We start from the raw sequence: 19,063 nt of genomic DNA, 5'->3' as shown, positions 1-19,063 counted from the left end.
GCTTACGCGGCGGCGCCAAACAAAAACTGGGGAAATTTACTTCGACGAAAATGAGGAGTATCTATCCGACGCTGACAACACGATGCGGATGGCGCGCTGCGCTGGTGGCTGACCGTTCACGGCAAAGGCGACAAGCGACGGCTCGTGCCAGCCACGCGCGAGATGATGATGGAGCTATCCCGCTATCGCCAGCACCTCGGCTTGAGCGCCCTGCCGTCGCCCAACGAAGACACGCCACTCGTTTTGCCGATCGGCGCCACGGCGTCGAACGAACGCACCAAGACGTGCGCGCCACTCACGCGCGCGGCGCTGCACGCCATCGTAAAGGACGTCTTTGCGGGCGCTGCGGCGCGCTTACGCGAGCGCGACGATACGGCGAGCGCGCGGGCCGATCTGCTTGAGAAGGCTTCAGCGCATTGGCTCAGGCACAGCGCCGGCTCGCACATGGCCGACCGCAAGGTGGATCTGCGCACGGTGCGCGACAACCTCGGCCATGCCTCGCTGACAACGACCAGCATTTACCTGCACGTGGACGACGACCGGCGCCATCAAGAGACCGAAGAGAAGCATCGCGTAGACTGGTGAAGCTTAGCGACGTCGCGCTCCACGCGTCGTTCTAAGCGGCTTCCGATTCTCTGCATTGACCGTAACGCCGCTCATGAAATTGCTTGTGCCCGAACCGCAGATCTCTGCCGACAAACAGGACTCTCAGCTTCGTCATCGATTGGCGCGAAGAAAGCGTAACGTGCATCGTGCCGCGCAGGTGTTTGGAAGGGTTTTTCTGGCTCCCGTCCGATGCGAGTGTAGCCGAGCCGCGAACGAACGACGCGAGGCAGCAGTTCGTCCGCCAACGGCTGCCAACGGGAGTCGGTCGGCAGGCTAAAATCGGCGATGGTTCATGCGAATGAATGACGGCCTCTTGGCCGCTTTCTGTCTGTCGCGACCGGCCGAGTTGCTCGCGGCATCACTGCGTTTCGCCTGTCACGGCGCGGCAGAAGGCTTCCCCATCGAGCTAGGCTGAGACGGTCCCGTTAGAGTATTTTGAAAAGCGGCAACTCGCCAAACTCCAGACTCCTTCACGAATACCCGGAGGCTTAGCTCCCGATGCGCGGGCAGTGTCTGTCCCTCGGAATTTACGAGCCCCCTGAGCTCGTTGTCAACGTGCACAATAGCAACGTCTGGTCGAATAAACCGAATCGTTACGGCTCGAGTATCAAGTGATGCATTCCTTGCCCTTGTGCTCAGAATGGCAGCCAGCCCCTTTCGAATCTCTTCCCTTCCCTTCGCAATCTCGCCGCGGACACTGACGAAGTCGGCATCGTTGGTATACATCCGGGTGGCGGTCTCAGCATCATGACTGTTGAAGCCCTGAGTCATCTCAGAAACTACACGGTTTATCGCAGCTTCGTCCTGAACGTTACCTGTGCTCAGCGCGCCTGCATTCAGAGAGCAGCCGATACTGAAACTAATCGCCGCAACGGCTATCATGGACGTCGACCATTTCTGTAGGCGTTTCACACTTTCCCCCTTTGATTGAATTCCGGCGCTACCGAAGCGCTCGTCAACGGTCGAGCGGCTTATATCAACTGGCGTGTTGCTCCTCCCGCATACCTGTCTTCAAAAGACTTGACCAGTCCGATCCCAAGCTTTTGTGGACGTGTTGGTGCTGACGGCTTGGCGGCATCATCTCGCGTTGTAGCTTATTCGTCGTGGGTCGTTAGCTTTGCCTCACCTGAGCCGGTCACCGGTCCAAAGTTGTTCGCACTGTCGGTGCGGCCACAGGAAGACGCACTAATTGAGACAGGTCGGACGCTGCCCTGCGTGCGCCCTTAATTATGTCAAATTAACAATAGTCCGATGCAGAGGCAGCGGTCAGTCGCCTTAGCAAGCTGCTTCATTGGACCTCATCAGGATTGAGCGCCGCTTCGTAATCTTGGCCGCCGTAGAAGACACCAACCATCGCGACGACCTCCGCGTCCAACGTATACGCGATGATGGCTCGCTTGCGGAAATGAGTGACGCGAAGTCCGGGCAGCAAATCATCGCGTGCGACACCCCGTGCGGGGAATGTTGAAGCTTCGCGCAGAAATCGACGATCGAATCAACGTAGCGTTCTGCCGTGATCGGAGCGCCAATGTTGGCGATTCGCTTCTCAAGGCTCCGCAGCTGATCGAGTGCTTCGGGCGCAAACTGGACGCGCCAATTCATTCGGGGCGTGCGCGAGATCTTTTCAATTCAGCACGTACCTGATCGGCTGATAATGCACGGCTCGGATCGTCCTGAAGAGCTTGCGCTGCAGAAACGACTTCGTTTCGCAACCACGCCTCGACGGCACGGTCACGCTCGCGGAGCGCGCGAAGCGCGTCTCTCAGCACTTCGCTGTCAGACGCGTAGTCGCCGCTTGCTACTTTTGTGCGGATAAACTCGGCCATCTCGTTGGGTAGAGTGATGCTCATCTGCTGCGTCGTTCTCATGGCAGCCTCCTTTCAGTAGGATTTAATCCTACTCGCTTCCGCCGTCGCATGCAACAATGCCCTGGCTTGGCCGTCGACCACGTAAGGCCCATGTTCCCGTCAAAGCAAGCGTGACCTCGTGCATCACGTGAGTGCTGATGACTGGTTACGTCTCGCCAGCCACCAACGCCTCAGCCTTGTCAGCCGTCCCAATCTGTCAGAACCAGTGATTCATACCGAATGAGAGGCCCGTATGCTTCTCGTGCAGAGACGGGTTCAGCGTCGCATTGGTCGCGTAGCCGCCCGTGAAATGCGTGTAGTCAATATCAGCGTAAAGCAACGTGCGCTTCGAGAGCGAATATGTGACACCCAGAATCGATACGTCCTTTCTGCCGCTCACACGCCATTGGTCGTATTCTTGTTGTCGTAATAGGCGGCCGTCACATTGAAGAACGGCGCCTCGTGATAGCGCACGCCGCCCCACATGTACTGATTGCGTGTCTTTCCCGCCATCGTGGACGGAACGGCTTGCATCATGAGCGAATAGCCGCCCATGACTTTGACGGGCCGAGCGTCACGCCGCCGCCCGCCGTGTACTGATCGTTGCCGAAATACGCACTGGACGTCGACGAAACCGGCGTAGAGCGGCGCGTATATCCCGCGCCGACATTGAAGCGCTGCGTGTGGTAATTGAAACCGCCCGCAATCATCGAACCGCTGGCGAGACTGCCGGGCACGCCGCCCGGCGCGTAGTCCGCGCGTGCCGTCCACGGACCGAAGTCGCCGTGGTAGTAGATCGCGTTGTCGTCCCGTCCGCTCGTGCCTCCGGCGATCGCCGCCGCTTCGGTGACAGAAAGATAGTCGAGATCGAACGGCTCGAACTCCTTGATCAGCCTGTGCTGCAACGTGAATTGATGGCCGATATCGACCCGTCCGAACGCCCCGCCGACACCGATCGTCGAATTACGCTGGAACATCTGGTTGGTCGTGCTGCTGTTCGCGCCGGTCGAGAGAACGTAGCCCGCCTTGGACCTGGGCGGCGGATACCCTCCGTGCCGACAAAGCCCCAACGGTTCGATTTGTACATCCCGTTCGAGGCCATCGTCAGCGCCGCGCCGCCTGCCTTGGTGCCGTTCACCAGATTGCGCAGACCGCCGTCAAGCGGAAACGTACAGCGTGACGCTGTTTTGTCCGTACGCGGCGCCGCTCGACAGCCCCACCAACGTCAATGCGGTCAGCGACCGTCTCATTCCACTTCTCACCATTTCTCCTCCAGTTGACATCGTTAAATTTGTGCATCGAGGATCGGCGGTGTCATCGCCCTCCTCGTGTAGGTCGGTCTTGAAACTCACGCATGTCGAGGCTATCGATTCGTCATGCTAATCGATAGATATCGCACACTCATTCACTTCACTTCGATGCTCAATGCCGCGTAGGCGTGGCGGCGGCGGATGGCGTCGCCGATGGCCGTTGCGACGAGCAGCCGATACGGTGGTAAAGCCGTTTGCCCGTCTGCGCTTCGAGCTCCTGCCAGATGTCATGGGAGCGCTTGATGAACGGAATGTAGTCTGCACCTTCGCCTGCCGCGAGCCGTGTGATTCGCGTGTTGCCGTGACTCGACCCTTTGTTGTGTGGCGGTGCAAACTGGTCGATACCGAGGACGCTCGCGCCTCGTTTCGCCAGCTGATAAAGCGTCGCGCTCCCGAACGCACCGAGGCCGACAACGATAACGTCAAATGAAGTACGGCTCACGGCTTCCCTCACGTGTTAAGCAATAAGTGTTGAAGGCCGATACCTTACCATCCGATGTTAGCGCGATGGCAGAATGGTGCATCAGATCGGGCTTGCGGTTCAGAATTTGTCGTTTCGTTGCTGCGAGGGATGGTTGTCGGTCGCTTCTCATTTGCTGCATTCTGTATGACGCTCGCCATGCTGCTTCCTCTCCAGGAACTAGCATTACTTTCGGCGTCGCGCTTGTGCTCTCGATGCTTGTTCAATGGAGCACGCGGATGTTGCTCAGACGGTTTCGGCGGGTCGCATCCGGAACGCATAACGCTGCCAACGAGGGCAAAAGTCATGACCCGCGCGGAACTGACCGAAATTCCCAGTCACGAACTGGTCCATCTGCTTGATTGGATGGTGTGGGACATGAATCACCGAGCTCAGAGCGATGAGACGCAAAGGCTTTGGAGGCATTGTGAACCTGTCCTTTATCGGCGGACAGGTCGGATTCCCCACCAGCGCAATTTACGCGGCGAGCAAGCATGCTGTCGAAGGATTGACCAAATCGGCGGCGCTTGAGGTTGCGTTTTTGGGCATTCGAGTGAACGCGGTCGCCCCAGCTCCAACCGAGTCCCCGATGTTTGACCGACTTGCTGATTACGGCATGACCAAGGACGTCCTTGCAGGGATTACTCCTGTGAAGCGAGCGGGTAACCTCGCCTTCATGCCGGGGGAGATAAGGCGACAAAGATCGGCGTCAATCGCGTGGTACGGGTGCGCGCTCAATGGGGTCCCGTTGTCGCCGTCGGGAATCTCGAAGGCCCAGGTTAGCGTGGTTCTCACGCGGACCGCTTCAGGAGCGGAGACCGCCACGCGCATCTGCGAGAACGCATATGACGCGCGAGCGCAGAGTCGGCGGCGCGGCTTCCTGCAGTTAAAAACGCATCGAGGAGCACGCCAATTTGCCGGTGTCGACGTCCACGCAGAACGAACTCTGTCGTCGCCGGCGATGCGGGCCTTCCTCGATGCACCGCTGATGCTTCAGATGTCCCCGATCTTGAACGGCAGCTCGAAGTTCCCTCCGCTGTTGATGAGGCTGATGTACTCGAGATATCGCGACTGCGCCGTATTCTGCGCGGCGACGAACTTCCCCGGGATCGGGGCTTGCAGCTCGTTCGGAAGGATCTCGTTTATTAGCTTCTGATACATTTCCTGCGCCGCGTGAGAACTAGACCGATTGTCCAGTTCGAGCCTGCCCTGCTCGTTCGCGTAGTCGTAATACTCAAGATCGCTCGATCCGCTGATGGTGGTCGTCGACGGCGCCCAGTACGAGTACGTTCCGAGTTTGCCCGCCTCGGTTCTTACGCCAATGATGTGCGATGCCGAAGAATTGAAGTTGTAGACCTCTGGCACGATCTCGTCGGATGCAAAGACCACATACGGCCGGCCTGGCGCGCTCGCGCTCGTCAGCATTGGAAGCAAGTCGTGTCGGTTCCCGTACAGCTGCGCATAATCTCCAGTCATCCAGCTTCGCGTGCCGCCGTTGGCAAAGGTTGCCAACATCGGCAGGATATCAACTGACGAGGTCAGGCCGCTGCGAACGACGTCAAGATCCCCGTTGTACTGCCCGGTCGGATCCATCACGATGAGCGGGACGTTAAACGCCTCTTCGTAGCACGTCCCGGTCTTACCCGAAATCAAGCCATGAGCGGCTGCATAGTCGCCATGGTCCGAGGTCAGCACGATGATCGTCTTCTTCGCGACCGCAGGCGGCAATGAGTCAACGACCGCGCCAATTTTTGAATCTACTATCGACATGATCTGTGTGTAGGAATCGAGCCCGCGCTTCCAATAGTTGAAAGGCGCCTTGGCAACCCCCTTCGTCTCGGAGGGCGGCGGCAGGTTCGGATTGACTGGATAAGCCGAGATTTCGAAATCCGTACCTCGCGTGTCCTGCACGCCACCCCAGACGGCTTCCTGCAGCGTGCGGTTGAAGGTCTGCATCGGCGGTTTGTTGGCCGACAGTTGCGAGGCAGACTCCCAGTTCGGCGCAGTTGCCGGATATCCGTACTGCGGCGGATTGCGCAGCGGGTTGAACTCCCAGTTGTACGTCGGGGGCCCTGCGGTGTAATCGATCCACTGGGAATAGCCATTCGGGTTGTAGTTGTTCGAAGCAAAAAGCTCCGTAAAGCGCTTGAACTCCGTGCCCGCGGGGAAGAACTCCTTGTCGTGCGGATTGATGAAGCCGACGGTCAAACACCAGGGCGGGTCGGCCGGCCTGCGCCGCTGCAACCACTGCGTTGCCTGGTCCGCGATGTTCGTGTCGCTCAGGTAGCCTTGTCCCGGGTCGCCAATTGTGCCTTGAAGGTTGCTGCCCGTCGGATCCGGGTACGTCATCCCTTCGAAGCCGTAGAGCCCGAGCGGCCTTTGCCCTTTGTGCACGATCGACAGATGCCACTTCCCTATATAGGGCGTGATATAGCCGAGCGACTGCAGGACCTTGCCGTAGGTTGGAAACTGCCGGTTCAGCACCGGCTGGATCGAAACCTTGGTGTCGGGTGAATCCAAAATGGTCGTGAGCAACCAATTCTGGTGGGTGTACAGCCCGGTGACGAGCGCGGCGCGCGCGGGACTGCACGCCGAGGCTGCGGTGTAGTGGCCCGAAAATTTGACTCCCCTCTTCCACAAATCGAACGTTCGGGGCATATAGGCCTTGAGAAACTCGCGTGCGTCCTGAACCCCTTTCGGAAACACCCGGGGAAAGCGCATTTCATCCAGGAGAATGAACAAGATGTTGGGCTTGCCGCTTGGGCCGTCCCCGGCGCCCTGGGCGGCGACGTTCGTCGTCGCAATGGCTGCGCCAACCGCGGAGGTCTTTTTGATAAAATCTCGCCTATCCATAAGTAGTACTCCTTAGAAAGCCTAGTGGGGATACGCTTTTGTCCGGGCGTTGCCCGACTTTGATACGATTAATTCAGCCGGCGCCGTTGTTTAGCTATCGCAAGCGGTGTTGGGCCAAACGAAGGATAGGCGAAACCGCCCGTCGCCCCAGCGAAGAATTAATTTCATACGATGTCACCACCGCAAGGGGACGGCGGCCTCGGCGTGATGCTGGCGGTGTCTGTTTCGACACAGTGGTTCACGAGGGCAAATCGCACCGGCGCCGCTTATTGGTTCTCCGGCATTTTGGAAGAATAATGGCTAGTAATCACCCATTTGTGCCCGTCCCAGACGTGGGTGAACGTGTAGCGCGCTTTGACGATCGAACCGTCCCGGAACTTGAAGGTGTAGGTTCCGGCGTCGATCGCGGTATTGCACTCGATCATGATTTCGCGGAAGTCGATGGTGCCATCGGGCTCGCTCTCGAGAAAATGCTTGGAATAGTCTAATTTCTCATCGACAGACACGCGCGGCTTGTTCGAGACGGTCGGCAATAGAACCGAGCGTGGAGCGGAGTTCGCCACCACTTTCTGAGGATCACCCGTTTTAAGCGAATCGTTCCAGCGATCAAACAACGCAGCAATCTGCTTTTCTGATGCCGGATGGCAGGTTTCAGTCTTCGCGAGGGCACTGCCGCTTAGAACGAACAGCACTGCCGCAATTGCGAATCGTTTCGGTAGGTGATTTACCATGAAAGCACCCCTCTGCCCGTCGAACGTGGTGGCACGAACGCCGTCCTTTCGCTAAGACTCCCGAGACCTTTTATAGTTGAAAATTCGCACAACACCAACAACATTTGGTTCGCGCTTTTCCGCCGTGCAAGCAATGTGCGTTAGCGCACGTAGTCCCGACTTTGGTCAACCGGAGTCGTTCGGAACCGTTCAGACAGTCCCGCGCTCCCGCAACTATCCAGGTGGTCCAACTGTGCGACCGCCTGGCCTGAGTCGCCGTTTTTATGGGCAATCGCAATACAACCGCCGCGTACACGCGAGCAAGCCTCACGCGCGAACGAGTCAACGTCGATGCCCTCGAGTTCGAGGTACACCACGCCCGACTATTCGCTGGAGGAACGGGTTCGTTGTCGCGCTCCGGCACGCCTACGCCGTTCTTCACCCTTGCCAAGTCGACGCCCCTCACTCCCGTCCCGATCTGCTCTACCACTCGAATGCGGACCTTTGCCTTTCCAGAGGCAATGTGGCCTTTGGCGGCGACACGACGACGCGCTCGAAGTCTGCGCTAAACATACGACGAACGGCCGGACGCGCCCTGCCCGACCTCGCGTGCGCGGGCGTAGAATTTCAGCAGACAGCCAACTGGGGCCGGACGGTGAAACGAGTCATGCTGCGCTGGCTGCGTATCCTGATTCCCGCAATCACACTGGCGTGGATGCCTTCTGGCATTCACGCCGCCGATGACTTCGCGTCCCTTCGTGCGACGATGATCAGGAACATCTCGGAGCTTGCGACCGAAACCTCCGTCGCAACCGGCAGAGCCGCAATCGATCCGCGCGTGCTCGCCGCGATGAACCAAGTGCCTCGCCACCAGTTCGTGCCACCCGACGACGAGCGCAACGCCTATGAGAACCGGCCTCTTCCCATCGGCTATGGCCAGACCATTTCCCAGCCCTATATCGTCGCGTTGATGACCGACCTGATGATGATCAAGCCCACTGACGTCGTGCTGGAAGTCGGCACCGGCTCAGGGTATCAGGCGGCGATTCTCTCGACCCTCGCGCGAGCGGTCTATACGATCGAAATCATCGAGCCTCTGGGCCAAGCGGCTCAGGAGCGCTTGCAACGGCTTGCGTACAAGCGCGTAGAAACCAAGGTAGGAGACGGCTATTACGGATGGGAAGCCCACGCGCCCTACGATGCCATCATCGTCACCGCCGCCTCGAGCCACGTCCCCCCTCCTCTCGTGCGGCAGTTGAAGCCCGGCGGCAGGATTGTCATTCCCGTAGGCGCGCAGTTTCTGACGCAATACCTGCTGCTGATCACGAAGGCGAACGACGGGACCGTCTCCACCCGACAGATACTGCCCGTCCGCTTCGTGCCTCTCGTCGGGCATTGAAACGAGCGACCCAAAGAGATCGCGCGAACCCGCATCGCAGCATGGCTGAGCGCGCGCCCTCCGCATCCCCTTCAGGTTCATGCCATCATGCCTGCCGTGCCGTTGCTCTCCGTCTCGCTGCTTTCAGCCGCTGCCCTCGGTTACGAGCTGCTGTTGATGCGGCTCTTTTCGATCATTCAATGGCATCACTTCGCGTACATGATGATCAGCGCGGCGCTGCTGGGCTACGGAGCAGCCGGCGCGATGGTCTCGCTTGCGCAGCGCTGGCTCGTGCCACGGTTCGCAGCCGTGTTTGTAGCCGGTGCAATCCTGTTCGGCGTCTTTGCGGTCACCTCGTTCGCGTTCGCGCAGCGCATTGCGTTCAACCCGCTGGAGATTCTCTGGAATCCGCGCGAACCTTTGCGCCTGCTGTTGATCTACGTGCTCCTTTTCGTTCCTTTCTTCTGCGCCGCGACCAGCCTCTGTCTCACCTTCACACGTTTTAATGACCAGATCCCGCGTATCTATAGTTTCGACATTGGCGGAGCGGGCGTGGGCAGCGTCGCGATCATCGGCGCGCTGTTCGTGCTTCGTCCGCTGGATGCGCTGCGGGTACTGGGCGCTGCAGGCATCACGGCAGCGGCGCTGGCATGCGTCGAATGCCGCTGGCACCGGAAGTGGTTGCCGATCCTGTTGCTCGGCGCCGCAGCCATGCTGGCCACCGGCCTGCCGCGAGACTGGATCGTATTGCGGCCATCGGAGTACAAGGAACTGAGCCAGGCTCTGCGCATAAAGGATGCGCACGTGGTCGCCGAAAGCTCAAGCCCGCTGGGTGTCGTCACGGTGGTGGAAAGCCCCTCGATTCCCTTCCGACATGCGCCCGGGCTTAGCCTCAACGCGACGATGGAACCGCCGCCGCAACTCGGCGTATTCACCGACGGCGACGGACTGTCCGCGCTCAATCGCTATGACGGGCGGCGCGAGCCGCTCGGTTATCTGGACTCTATGACCTCCGCGCTCCCCTATCACCTGCTGCGGCGGCCCAAAGTCCTCGTGCTCGGCAGCGGGGCAGGAGGCGACGTATTGCAGGCGCTGTATCACGAAGCGAGCGCAATTGACGCGGTCGAACTGAATCCACAGATCGTCGAAGCGGTTCAGCACCGCTTTGCCGACTTTTCCGGCAAGCCGTACAGCGCACCGAACGTTCGCCTGTTCGCCGGCGAAGCGCGTGGTTTCGTCGCTGCGCGCGGTGAGCGCTACGACCTGATCCAGGTCGCGCTGCTAGACTCCTTCAGTGCCACCTCGGCCGGGCTTTACTCCCTTTCCGAGAGTTACCTCTACACGGTGGAGGCATTTCAGGACTATCTGCGTCATCTCAACGTAGGCGGCATACTGGCGATCACTCGCTGGGTCACGCTGCCCCCGCGCGACGTCCTCAAGCTGTTTGCGACGGCCGTACTGGCGATGGAGAACGCCGGTGTAAGACAACCATATCGACGGCTCATGCTGATCCGCGGATGGAAAACCGCGACGCTGCTGGTCAAAAACGGGGAATTCGATGACAGGGACATCGCCGCGCTGCGCAGCTTCTGCCATGCCCGTTCGTTCGACGTCGGATACTACCCGGGGATGCAGGCCGCAGAAGCGAATCGCTACAACGTACTTGAAAGGCCCTACTTCTTCGAAGCCGCGCACGCTCTGCTGAGTCCCGGGCGAGAAACGTTCTGGGCGCGCTACAAGTTCGATATCCGCCCCGCCACGGACGACAAGCCGTACTTCTTGCACTTCTTCAAATGGCGATCGCTGCCCGAGTTTCTCGCGTTGAAAGGGCGAGGCGGCATGACCTTGCTGGAATGGGGATACCCGGTACTGATCGCCACCCTGCTGCAGGCGACATTCATGGCCTTCGTGTTGATCCTCTTTCCTCTGTGGGTGATGAAGCGCCGGACGGGCACGGCTCACGGTTCATCGCGTTTGGACGCCACTTCCCGCAATGACGCCACGGCTTCGGTGGCGGCGATATCGGAAAGCAGAGTCGCGATCTATTTCGTCGCGATCGGCTTCGCTTTCATGTTCCTCGAGATCGCGTTCATCCAGAAGTTCGTTCTGCTCCTGAGCCACCCGCTCTACGCTGTGGCGGTCGTGCTGTGTGCGTTCCTCTCGTTCGCGGGACTTGGAAGCCGGTACGCGCAGCGCCTGCAGGGTCGCGAGGTGCCGGTCGCCCGTTCCGCGACACGGCCGCGCACGATCAGAAAGCACCGGTCGACTGCGGCGACCGCCATCGTGGCCCTTTCTGCCATCTCGCTGTGCTACCTGCTCGTGCTGCCCCATCTGTTCTCGTTCCTGATACCTCTATCCGACCCGGTCAGAATAGCGATTGCCGTGCTGCTCATCGCGCCGCTCGGCTTTGCGATGGGCATGCCCTTTCCGCTTGGGCTCAACCGCGTTGCCGGCTGTGCCGAAACGCTCGTGCCCTGGGCGTGGGGCGTCAACGCATGCACGTCCGTCGTGGCTGCAGTCCTGGCGACGATAGTGGCGATTCATCTAGGCTTTACTGCGGTGGTCGTGACAGCGGTCGTGCTCTATTTCGCCGCGGCGGCTGCCTATCCCTGATCCGCCCAATCCAACTTGACCGGGCGCCCCTTTGAGCGGGATCGCGCTCAAAGGGCGACCAGCCCGGCGAGCGTCCGCTCGAGCGACGCGACATTCTTGCCAGGCGGAGTGTCTTGGCCGCTCGATCAAGCGTCGATCCGACTACTCGCAGTATTCGTGACAGCCGCCCATGTCGCGTTTGCCGCGCCGAGCACGAAAAGCGGCGCATCCGCGCGTCGGTTGCCGCCACGCCGAGGCCATCGCGCACGAGTTGCACGATCACCGAAATCGACGTCCAACCGGTGATGCGCGTATCTGCGAGCGGCACGCCGTTGGCGAGCGCGAGCTTGTCGACGATGTCCTCCAGCGCGCGATGCGGTGCCGTCCCGCGCCCGAACGTCAGGATCGGATGACGCAATACGCGTTTCGCGAGTCCGCTGCGCGAAAGCGGTAGCCGGCTCCGCGCGCGATGGATTCTTCGTCGCTGCCTTTAACGCGAATGCGTGCATCAAAACACATCACAACGAAAGTGAGCAAGCGGGCAACTACCCCTTTCCCGCAAGAGGCAGGAGTCTGGTCGCCTTCGCAAATGGAACGTCTGCTGCCAGGGGGCAAGCCGACGTCGGAGTGACCAAGCGAGATCCCCGTCGAACGTCGCTTACTGGCCGAGAGCGCCAGCTCGATGAACCTTCTACAGGGCTGTCGTTAGGGTTGCCCGTGTCAGCTTTTCGGTGGCGAGTCGGAACGCGAACAAACGGCCATCTGCCGACGTTCGAATCGTTGCCGCCGATAACTTGAGACGGGGCGAATGCGGCCATTCGCCTTTCACGAACGACCGCCGTCAGCACGAACAGCCAGCGATAGCCGATCAGACAGTCGAATAGAACTTATGCATTTCGAGCCTTCGCACCGGGTTCATTCTTGTTACCGCGTCTTAATCGCGGCTCTTCCCGATTGTCGATGCGTTAGCATCACCCAAAGCGGATCGTCGTACCGGAACGCGCGGCGTCGCGAACTGCCAGTGTGACTTCGAGGGTTCTGGTCGCGTCAAACGCATCGGTCAGCGGTTGCTCTTTTCGCCGAATCACCGCGCCGAAGTGTCGCATCTGCTCGATGTACGGATTGGCCGCGTCGAAGTGCACCTCTTCGTCCTGCAGCGGCTGCAACCAGCCGCGCTCGCCCGGATAACGCCACATCCGCAACGTCGGCAAGGCGACAGACGCCTCAGTTCCGCACAAAAAATGACTCTCGACCGGAGTCTTCGGAAAGGCCGGGTTCTCGCCCGACGACAGATCCCAACTCCACGGCGCAGCACTGCTGTCTGACAGGGTAATCGTTGCGATTGCTCCGCTCTTGAAACACAGCAGCGTGGCCGCCGTGTCCTCGACTTCGAATCCGCGAATCGCATTCGACGTAACAGCCTGCAGGCTTTCGATCTCGCCGCATACGAAGCGCAACAGGTCGATCTCGTGAATCAGGTTGATGAGGACGGGTCCCGCAGCAGGCGTGCGGCGCCAAGCTTCGTTGAAGTAGGCGTCGTGTTTGAGGAAAGTCGCTAGCACCGATGCAGAGACGAGCCGCCCGAGTTGTCCTCCCTGAACCAAAGCCCGCGCGGTGCGGACGATCGGATTGTGCCGCCGGTGATGGCCGACGAGCAGAGGAACATCGGCGTCGGCAGCCGCGCGCCCGAGACGCAAGCCTTCGTCGACCGTATCGGTGATCGGCTTTTCGACTAGCACTGCCGTGCCGGCGGCGATCAACTCCAGCGCCATGGGAACGTGCAGCGCGTTCGGCGTGGCAACAATTGCGCCGTCAGGCTTCGTCTCGTCGATGAGCGCGCGATGGTCCTTGAACCACGGGATCGAGAACTCCTCGGCGAGCGCCTGCGCCGCCGGATTCGGGTCGGCGATGCCGACGATTTCGAGCCCCTCGGCGCCCGCTGCGCCAACAAGATGCGCACGACCAATCGCGCCTGCACCAATAAGACCAATCTTCGAATCAGACATGAGAAAAAGGGTCTCCGAGAATCAGTGAGTAGTGGCGTTGCGCAACACCGGCGCTGCGCCCGCGCTGCGGCGGCCCTTGATGTACGCCGCGACGATGGCGATCGCGATTGGCACGGTCAAGGCAAGGAACAACTGCCCGAAATTCCACTTGAAACTGAGCAAAACCGCGCCGATCGACGCGCCCGAGATCGCGCCGAAGCGACCAATGCCAGTCATCCAGCTCGTACCGGTGGCGCGCATCTCGGTCGGATAGTAACCGGCGGCCATTGCGGTCCAGCCAGTGTTCGTTGAGTTGATGCAATAGCCCAACAGAAAAACCAGGGTCATGAGGCCGTAGAGGCCCGGACTCATCTTCGCCAGCGCAACGGTGAAGATGCCTGCAGCGAGGAGCGTGCCGATCATCACCTTGTGCGGGTTGAAGCGATCCATTTCCCAACCGATGATGATGTTGCCAAGCGTTCCGCCCACTTGAAGCATGGCGCCTACCAGCGCGGCATCGGCAAGCGAAAAGTTGTTGTCCTTCACGATGATCGGCAGCCAGCTATTGAGGAAGTAGACCGTCATCAGGTTCATGAAGAGGCCGACCCAAAGAGCGAGCGTCACAGTCGTGTGCGGCTTGGCAACGATAAGTCTGATCGCGCCTTTGCCGGCGTGCTCGCGTTCCGCGGTGATGAATCTCGTCGAGGCATCGACCGCGTTGGGTTCGATCTGGTTGACGATACGTTCGAGCGCGCGTCGGCCACCGTGTTTGACTGCGAGAAACTTCGCGGATTCCGGCAGGATGAAGCACAGGACGAGCGCAAACAGGATCGGCACAACGCCGCCGACAACCAGAATCGATGCCCAGCCGTGAGTCGGGATCAAATAACTCGAAAGGAAGCCGCCACCGGCCGCACCAAACGTGAATCCGCAATAGATCACCGTCACCATCAGCGAACGATACTTCTTGGGCGCGTACTCGGAGGCAAGCGTCGCGGCATTGGGCTGAGAGGCGCCAAGTCCAAGTCCCGTGAGAAAGCGCATGATCGAAAGCACCTCGACGTTCGGCGACCATGCGGAAGCGAGACTCATCAGCCCGAAGAAAAAAATTGCGCCGATGATGACCTTGCGACGGCCGAACCGGTCCGCCAGCGGACCGCCGGTCAACGCGCCGATCGCGAGCCCGAACAAGCCCATGCTCAGCACCGGCCCGAGCGCGGCGCGTGTGAGCTTCCAGTCGGCGACGACTGCGGGCGCGATGAATCCCATCGCGACAACATCAAATCCGTCGAGAATCAGGACCACGAGGCCCAATAACAGTATCTTCCAGTGAAAGGGCCCAAAAGACCGGGAATCCAGGAATTCCTGAATGTTGAGTTGTTTCTCGAATGGCATGGTTGTCTCCTGTGGATTTCTGGCGAGCGGCGGGCATGCTCAGAGCAGGCTTCGCATGTAGTGAATGCTTTCGGCGATGGCTTGCTCATCGCTCTCGTAAGCGGGATGTAGATAGTCGATTTCCAGCGCGAGCAGTCCTGCGTAACCGTGTTTGCGTAGTTCGGCGAAGGCGCGTGGCATGTCGATAATTCCTCGGCCGACCGGCACGCTCGGCCAGAACGCAAAATCGCGCGGATCGCCACCCTTGGCAGCAATGTCCTTAACGTGGGTCGCCCGGGCGTAGGGCGCGAGCTTTTCAATCGCGACGGCCGGGTCTTCGAGCATGCGCAGGTTATTCGCGGTATCCAGGCACACGCCGAGCCACGGCGAATCGATCGTATCAATCAGCTCCACCAGTTCGTCCGCGAGCATGTCGATGTGATTTTCGATGGCGAGCACGACGCCGTGCCCCTTCGCATGCGCGGCGGCGTCGGTCAGAAGTGGGACGAGCTTTGCCTTGTGGTCGCTCCAGTTGTCGGGGCGGGTGCGGCGGCCGCCGCAGCAGATCCGCATGACCGTCGCGCCCACAGCAGCGGCTATTTCCGTATGGCGCTTCAGGTCGGCAACTTCCTCGGGTGCGTCGCCCGAGCGGAGGCCGGACGGATGGCCCCATGCCCACGCGGGCTCGAGTCTCAGTTCGTCTAGGTCGGCGCGCAACGTGGCGATTTCTTCGGGCGACGGATTCGGCATGAAGCACGACTCCAGAGAAACACCCGCGACGCCCAGTGCCTTCGCCCGGTCGAGGAAGTCCCGCATAGTTATCCGCGTTCCGGGATCCTGCTCGAGGCCGGCATAGACCTCGCCGAAATAACGGTGATAGCTGTATGAATCGATGGCAAGTTTCACGGGGCAGCCTTCGCGGTTTGTTATTTGGATTACTTTACCAAGTGGATTATCAATCCACATCGAGCGTAAACCCGGATTGTCGTTCCAGATGAATCGCAAAGCCACATGGGTTAAAATTTAAGATCCATCGTCATCACGCTCAAAGGTGCATATGACCGCAGTCCGAGACCGAGCCTTGGCCATCGTCGAGCTTCTGGCGCACAACGTGCACGGCCTGCCAATGTCAGAAGTGGGCGACCGTCTGGGCATTCCAAGGACGGCCGCGCATCGAGTGCTGGCGGATTTGAAGGAGAGCGGATACGTCAAGCAGGATCCGAACAGCTCGCAATACATGCTGACCGTGAAGCTGGCGTCGCTCGGTTTGAGCTATCTCGCTGCGACCGGCATCACCGACGCCGCGCAGCCCTTGCTCGACGATCTGGCACAAGTGAGCGGAGAACTGGTTCGCCTCGCAGTCGTGGAAGGTGACGATCTGATTTGGGTGGCGAAAGCGCAAGGTGCGCGAACCGGGTTGCGCTATGATCCAGATGCCGGTCTGGAGATTTACCTTCCTGCGACGGCGAACGGGCTTGCGTTTCTCGCGGCCGTCGATGAAGACCGGGCGCTGGCACTCGTGTCGCGTCAAGGAATGGACCGCGCTCGCGAGATGGGCCCAGGCGCGCCGCAGACTTTGCGAGCGTTGATGGAACAAATAGCGCAGACAAAAGAACGCGGCTTTGCCGTCGTCTTCGATGCCTATGAGGCAGGGACCAGCGCGGTTGCGGCTGCAATCCGCATCGACGAAAAAAGCGAGCCGATTGGCACTGTCAGTATTGCCGGGCCGTCCATACGGATGACCCGCGAGCGTATGGACGCCTTCGGGCCTAAGGTTCTGCAATGCGCGGAGGCACTTGCGCTCGCGAGCCGCAGTTCGCCCATGTTTGGCCGTCGGTGAGGAAGCGATCAGCCAGTCATCGTCATGGGCGTGCCTACACATTCCTCGGTGCACCGACGGCACAGGACGCTCCGAAGCAAAAACTGTCTGCGATCATCTCCCGGTGTCTGAAGGCATCGCAGGAGCGGTCAGTCGCGAGCGGCCGACATATGGCCGTTGAGGGTCGGGTGCTGAAGTTCGAGCTGCGGTTGCACGGCGCGCCAACTGCGATTTCAGCAACCGGCCCCGAGACCTCGCGAAACGAATGCGGCCATCGCCGCACTCAAATTTTGAGTCACGAGACCTTCGTTCCCGAGAGCGACAAATCTCCCACAGACCAGCATTGTCAGCACGATCGCATTGACTGGTGCGGTCGCCGTTGTCGTATCGAACGAACCGTTCGCACCGACTTTCAACACCGCGACTGACCCGTGTCGGCGGAGCTTGCCATGCGAGGATTGCCACTGCGGAACAGTGCGAGCCGATGATGTTCGCAGTCGTGGCTCTACCGTCGTCCCTCCATTCAATTGCCCGGATAACGTTAGCGATGCACTACCATTCAATCACGCACACGCCAAAGCGACGGTCTTGTGCCGAAAATGTCCGGAGACGACGATGAAAATCATGGTGATATTGGCATGTGTAGTCCTCTCTTCTAATGCATTCGCCGAGTGCAGAACAAGTGCCACCGGGCGCACAGTCTGCGATAACGGGCAGAAAGCCGGCGGCTATGACCGCAACACCGGCACCGCCTGGAAGTCTGAGAAGGATTCGGACGGTGTAACCACAACCCAGACGAGCAAGGGCGGAGAAGCGAAGACCAAAAATGGCAAGGGCGTATACAAGAGCCCAAGCGGCAAGACATGCGTTAAGACCGCGAACAATCAGGGATGTAATTAAACAGATATTGCTACTCCTCGACCACCGAGATTTTCTCGGACGTCAAACGCGCGCATCCGGCTCGCGCATCGAGCCTGGTCGCTCCGTACGTCGCTCAGTTTGCAAGCGGGCGCGAGCAACTTATGACAATGCCGGGAGCGTCGATCGACTCGCATTGCGCAGTCCGTGTCGGACGCCCTGCGGATTGCGGTTCGACAAAAAGAAATATTTGGCGCTTCCAGTTCGGTGGGCGGGAATACTGCTTGTGTGGTCCATACTAGCGTCCGCGCAGGAAATGGAGCCGCGCAGCTATTCGGCCGTCCCGGTTGGAACGAACTTCGTGGTGGCGGGCTATGCTCGATCAACCGGCGACGTTTCGCTGGACCCGTCGCTGCCCATCACCGATCTTCAAGCCCGAATCAATACGTACTCACTGGGCTATTCTCACAGCTTTGGCGTCGCGGGACATGTCGCCAGCGCTGCTGTGTTGCTTCCTTATGCCAATGCGAACCTGACGGGGAATGTAGCAGGCGTGCCAGGCCAGGCCTGGCGTTCGGGGCTAGGCGATGTACGGTTCCGGCTTGCCGCGAATCTGCTGGGTGGTCCCGCGCTCACGCCAGAGGAATTTGCCCAGCGTAGCCCGAGCACCATACTGGGCGCCAGCCTGAGCATGGTGGCGCCGACCGGTCAATATCAGCCAGCCCGTATCATTAATGTGGGTTCGAACCGATGGGCGTTTAAACCTGAGCTCGGATTGTCTCAGCCAGTCGGCAACTGGTTTGTAGAAGGCGCCGCTGGGGTGTGGGTGTTCACCGACAATACAGACTTTTTTGGTGGCAAGCGACGAAGTCAGGCTCCGCTGGCCGTGTTCCAATGGCATGGAGGCTACACGTGGCGGCCCGGACTGTGGATTGCCGCAGACGTTACGTATCTCACGGGCGGCCGGACAAGCATCAACGGCGCCCAGAACGCGGATCTGCAAAGCAGTACTCGCTATGGGATCACGTTGTCGGTTCCTCTTGCTGCACAATGGTCAACCAAACTCGCATGGTCGCGTGGGTTAACGACACGCATCGGCGGAAATTTCCAGACCATCGCGGTCGCGCTCCAATACCGCTGGTTCAATCGCTAACTGAACGTGGAAACACGTGTGCTCGCCACTATTTCGCGCCACGGCTGGCGGCTTCCCGGCTTGCCGGCGGCAGATCCACCTCGAGCTTGCCTCCGATGTCGATCAGGCGCTGGAAATC

Annotated in this window: 16 protein-coding genes and 3 pseudogenes; 7 read left to right on the top strand and 12 right to left on the bottom strand. The window is 59.9% G+C overall.

Going from position 1 to position 19,063, the window contains the following annotated elements:
- Window positions 1-75: 75 nt before the first annotated feature.
- Window positions 76-585: pseudogene (locus tag NCT32_RS30530) on the top strand (tyrosine-type recombinase/integrase); the annotation flags it as partial.
- A 396-nt stretch (window positions 586-981) separates the two neighbouring features.
- On the opposite strand, the gene NCT32_RS37710 reads toward NCT32_RS30530, so the two are convergent.
- The 6 genes from NCT32_RS37710 to NCT32_RS30500 form a co-directional block, all read right to left on the bottom strand.
- The gene (locus NCT32_RS37710) at window positions 982-1,488 is read right to left on the bottom strand and encodes an SgcJ/EcaC family oxidoreductase (RefSeq protein ID WP_409241553.1); all 507 of its coding nucleotides are present in this window, start codon (window positions 1,486-1,488) and stop codon (window positions 982-984) included.
- A 716-nt stretch (window positions 1,489-2,204) separates the two neighbouring features.
- Window positions 2,205-2,474 carry a type II toxin-antitoxin system ParD family antitoxin gene (locus NCT32_RS30520; protein WP_250490994.1) on the bottom strand — a complete coding sequence of 90 codons (270 nt, stop codon included), beginning with the start codon at window positions 2,472-2,474 and terminating at the stop codon, window positions 2,205-2,207.
- 196 nt (window positions 2,475-2,670) lie between these two features.
- Window positions 2,671-2,853 (bottom strand): hypothetical protein, encoded by a 183-nt coding sequence (locus tag NCT32_RS30515; protein WP_250490993.1) that lies wholly within the window; start codon window positions 2,851-2,853, stop codon window positions 2,671-2,673.
- Window positions 2,850-2,990: a hypothetical protein gene (locus NCT32_RS30510; protein ID WP_250490992.1), complete on the bottom strand. Its 141-nt coding sequence runs from the start codon at window positions 2,988-2,990 to the stop codon at window positions 2,850-2,852. Before NCT32_RS30510 ends, NCT32_RS30515 begins: the two co-directional genes overlap by 4 nt.
- A complete protein-coding gene (locus NCT32_RS30505) occupies window positions 2,987-3,430 on the bottom strand; it encodes a porin (RefSeq protein WP_250490991.1) in 444 nt (147 codons plus the stop codon). Before NCT32_RS30505 ends, NCT32_RS30510 begins: the two co-directional genes overlap by 4 nt.
- A 445-nt stretch (window positions 3,431-3,875) precedes the next feature.
- A complete protein-coding gene (locus tag NCT32_RS30500) occupies window positions 3,876-4,205 on the bottom strand; it encodes an FAD-dependent oxidoreductase (protein ID WP_250490990.1) in 330 nt (109 codons plus the stop codon).
- Between the two features lie 418 nt (window positions 4,206-4,623).
- Here NCT32_RS30500 and NCT32_RS30495 point away from each other — a divergent pair.
- Window positions 4,624-4,878: pseudogene (locus tag NCT32_RS30495) on the top strand (SDR family NAD(P)-dependent oxidoreductase); the annotation flags it as partial.
- Between the two features lie 338 nt (window positions 4,879-5,216).
- Here NCT32_RS30495 and NCT32_RS30490 read toward each other — a convergent pair.
- The gene (locus NCT32_RS30490; protein WP_250490989.1) at window positions 5,217-7,076 is read right to left on the bottom strand and encodes a sulfatase-like hydrolase/transferase; all 1,860 of its coding nucleotides are present in this window, start codon (window positions 7,074-7,076) and stop codon (window positions 5,217-5,219) included.
- A 266-nt stretch (window positions 7,077-7,342) separates the two neighbouring features.
- Complete coding sequence (locus NCT32_RS30485; RefSeq protein ID WP_061121653.1) at window positions 7,343-7,807, bottom strand: DUF4440 domain-containing protein; 465 nt, start codon at window positions 7,805-7,807, stop codon at window positions 7,343-7,345.
- A gap of 646 nt (window positions 7,808-8,453) precedes the next feature.
- Between NCT32_RS30485 and NCT32_RS30480 the strand changes: the two genes are divergently transcribed.
- Complete coding sequence (locus NCT32_RS30480) at window positions 8,454-9,185, top strand: protein-L-isoaspartate(D-aspartate) O-methyltransferase (protein WP_061121661.1); 732 nt, start codon at window positions 8,454-8,456, stop codon at window positions 9,183-9,185.
- A gap of 87 nt (window positions 9,186-9,272) precedes the next feature.
- Complete coding sequence (locus tag NCT32_RS30475; protein WP_250490988.1) at window positions 9,273-11,777, top strand: SAM-dependent methyltransferase; 2,505 nt, start codon at window positions 9,273-9,275, stop codon at window positions 11,775-11,777.
- 141 nt (window positions 11,778-11,918) lie between these two features.
- Here the strand turns inward: NCT32_RS30475 and NCT32_RS30470 are convergent.
- The 4 genes and pseudogenes from NCT32_RS30470 to NCT32_RS30455 form a co-directional block, all read right to left on the bottom strand.
- Window positions 11,919-12,266 (bottom strand): annotated as a pseudogene (locus NCT32_RS30470) (LysR family transcriptional regulator); the annotation flags it as partial.
- 461 nt (window positions 12,267-12,727) lie between these two features.
- Window positions 12,728-13,762 carry a Gfo/Idh/MocA family protein gene (locus NCT32_RS30465; RefSeq protein WP_061121650.1) on the bottom strand — a complete coding sequence of 345 codons (1,035 nt, stop codon included), beginning with the start codon at window positions 13,760-13,762 and terminating at the stop codon, window positions 12,728-12,730.
- Between the two features lie 21 nt (window positions 13,763-13,783).
- Window positions 13,784-15,136: an aromatic acid/H+ symport family MFS transporter gene (locus NCT32_RS30460; RefSeq protein WP_250490987.1), complete on the bottom strand. Its 1,353-nt coding sequence runs from the start codon at window positions 15,134-15,136 to the stop codon at window positions 13,784-13,786.
- Window positions 15,137-15,175: 39 nt separating this feature from the next.
- Window positions 15,176-16,120 (bottom strand): sugar phosphate isomerase/epimerase, encoded by a 945-nt coding sequence (locus NCT32_RS30455; RefSeq protein WP_250490986.1) that lies wholly within the window; start codon window positions 16,118-16,120, stop codon window positions 15,176-15,178.
- Window positions 16,121-16,196: 76 nt separating this feature from the next.
- On the opposite strand from NCT32_RS30455, the gene NCT32_RS30450 reads away from it, so the two are divergent.
- The 3 genes from NCT32_RS30450 (at window position 16,197) to NCT32_RS30440 (ending at window position 18,945) form a co-directional block, all read left to right on the top strand.
- Window positions 16,197-16,955 carry an IclR family transcriptional regulator gene (locus NCT32_RS30450; RefSeq protein ID WP_250490985.1) on the top strand — a complete coding sequence of 253 codons (759 nt, stop codon included), beginning with the start codon at window positions 16,197-16,199 and terminating at the stop codon, window positions 16,953-16,955.
- Window positions 16,956-17,549: 594 nt separating this feature from the next.
- Entirely contained in the window at window positions 17,550-17,834 is a 285-nt protein-coding gene (locus NCT32_RS30445; RefSeq protein ID WP_086961630.1) for a hypothetical protein, read from the top strand.
- 274 nt (window positions 17,835-18,108) lie between these two features.
- Entirely contained in the window at window positions 18,109-18,945 is an 837-nt protein-coding gene (locus tag NCT32_RS30440) for a transporter (protein ID WP_250490984.1), read from the top strand.
- The last annotated feature ends 118 nt before the right edge of the window (window positions 18,946-19,063 follow it).

Source organism: Caballeronia sp. INML2 (genome assembly GCF_023631365.1).
Classification (GTDB): Bacteria; Pseudomonadota; Gammaproteobacteria; order Burkholderiales; family Burkholderiaceae; genus Caballeronia; species Caballeronia turbans.
This window is presented reverse-complemented; position numbering and strand designations above follow the sequence as displayed.

What these genes read in the sequence shown, in the direction of transcription:
- NCT32_RS30505 (WP_250490991.1), bottom strand. Translation starts at nt 3,430, where the DNA reads ATGTTCCAGCGTAATTCGACGATCGGTGTCGGCGGGGCGTTCGGACGG.
- NCT32_RS30480 (WP_061121661.1), top strand. Translation starts at nt 8,454, where the DNA reads ATGCTGCGCTGGCTGCGTATCCTGATTCCCGCAATCACACTGGCGTGG.
- NCT32_RS30520 (WP_250490994.1), bottom strand. Translation starts at nt 2,474, where the DNA reads ATGAGAACGACGCAGCAGATGAGCATCACTCTACCCAACGAGATGGCC.
- NCT32_RS30465 (WP_061121650.1), bottom strand. Translation starts at nt 13,762, where the DNA reads ATGTCTGATTCGAAGATTGGTCTTATTGGTGCAGGCGCGATTGGTCGT.
- NCT32_RS30445 (WP_086961630.1), top strand. Translation starts at nt 17,550, where the DNA reads ATGAAAATCATGGTGATATTGGCATGTGTAGTCCTCTCTTCTAATGCA.
- NCT32_RS30485 (WP_061121653.1), bottom strand. Translation starts at nt 7,807, where the DNA reads ATGGTAAATCACCTACCGAAACGATTCGCAATTGCGGCAGTGCTGTTC.
- NCT32_RS30510 (WP_250490992.1), bottom strand. Translation starts at nt 2,990, where the DNA reads ATGATGCAAGCCGTTCCGTCCACGATGGCGGGAAAGACACGCAATCAG.
- NCT32_RS30490 (WP_250490989.1), bottom strand. Translation starts at nt 7,076, where the DNA reads ATGGATAGGCGAGATTTTATCAAAAAGACCTCCGCGGTTGGCGCAGCC.
- NCT32_RS30475 (WP_250490988.1), top strand. Translation starts at nt 9,273, where the DNA reads ATGCCTGCCGTGCCGTTGCTCTCCGTCTCGCTGCTTTCAGCCGCTGCC.
- NCT32_RS37710 (WP_409241553.1), bottom strand. Translation starts at nt 1,488, where the DNA reads ATGATAGCCGTTGCGGCGATTAGTTTCAGTATCGGCTGCTCTCTGAAT.
- NCT32_RS30440 (WP_250490984.1), top strand. Translation starts at nt 18,109, where the DNA reads ATGGAGCCGCGCAGCTATTCGGCCGTCCCGGTTGGAACGAACTTCGTG.
- NCT32_RS30460 (WP_250490987.1), bottom strand. Translation starts at nt 15,136, where the DNA reads ATGCCATTCGAGAAACAACTCAACATTCAGGAATTCCTGGATTCCCGG.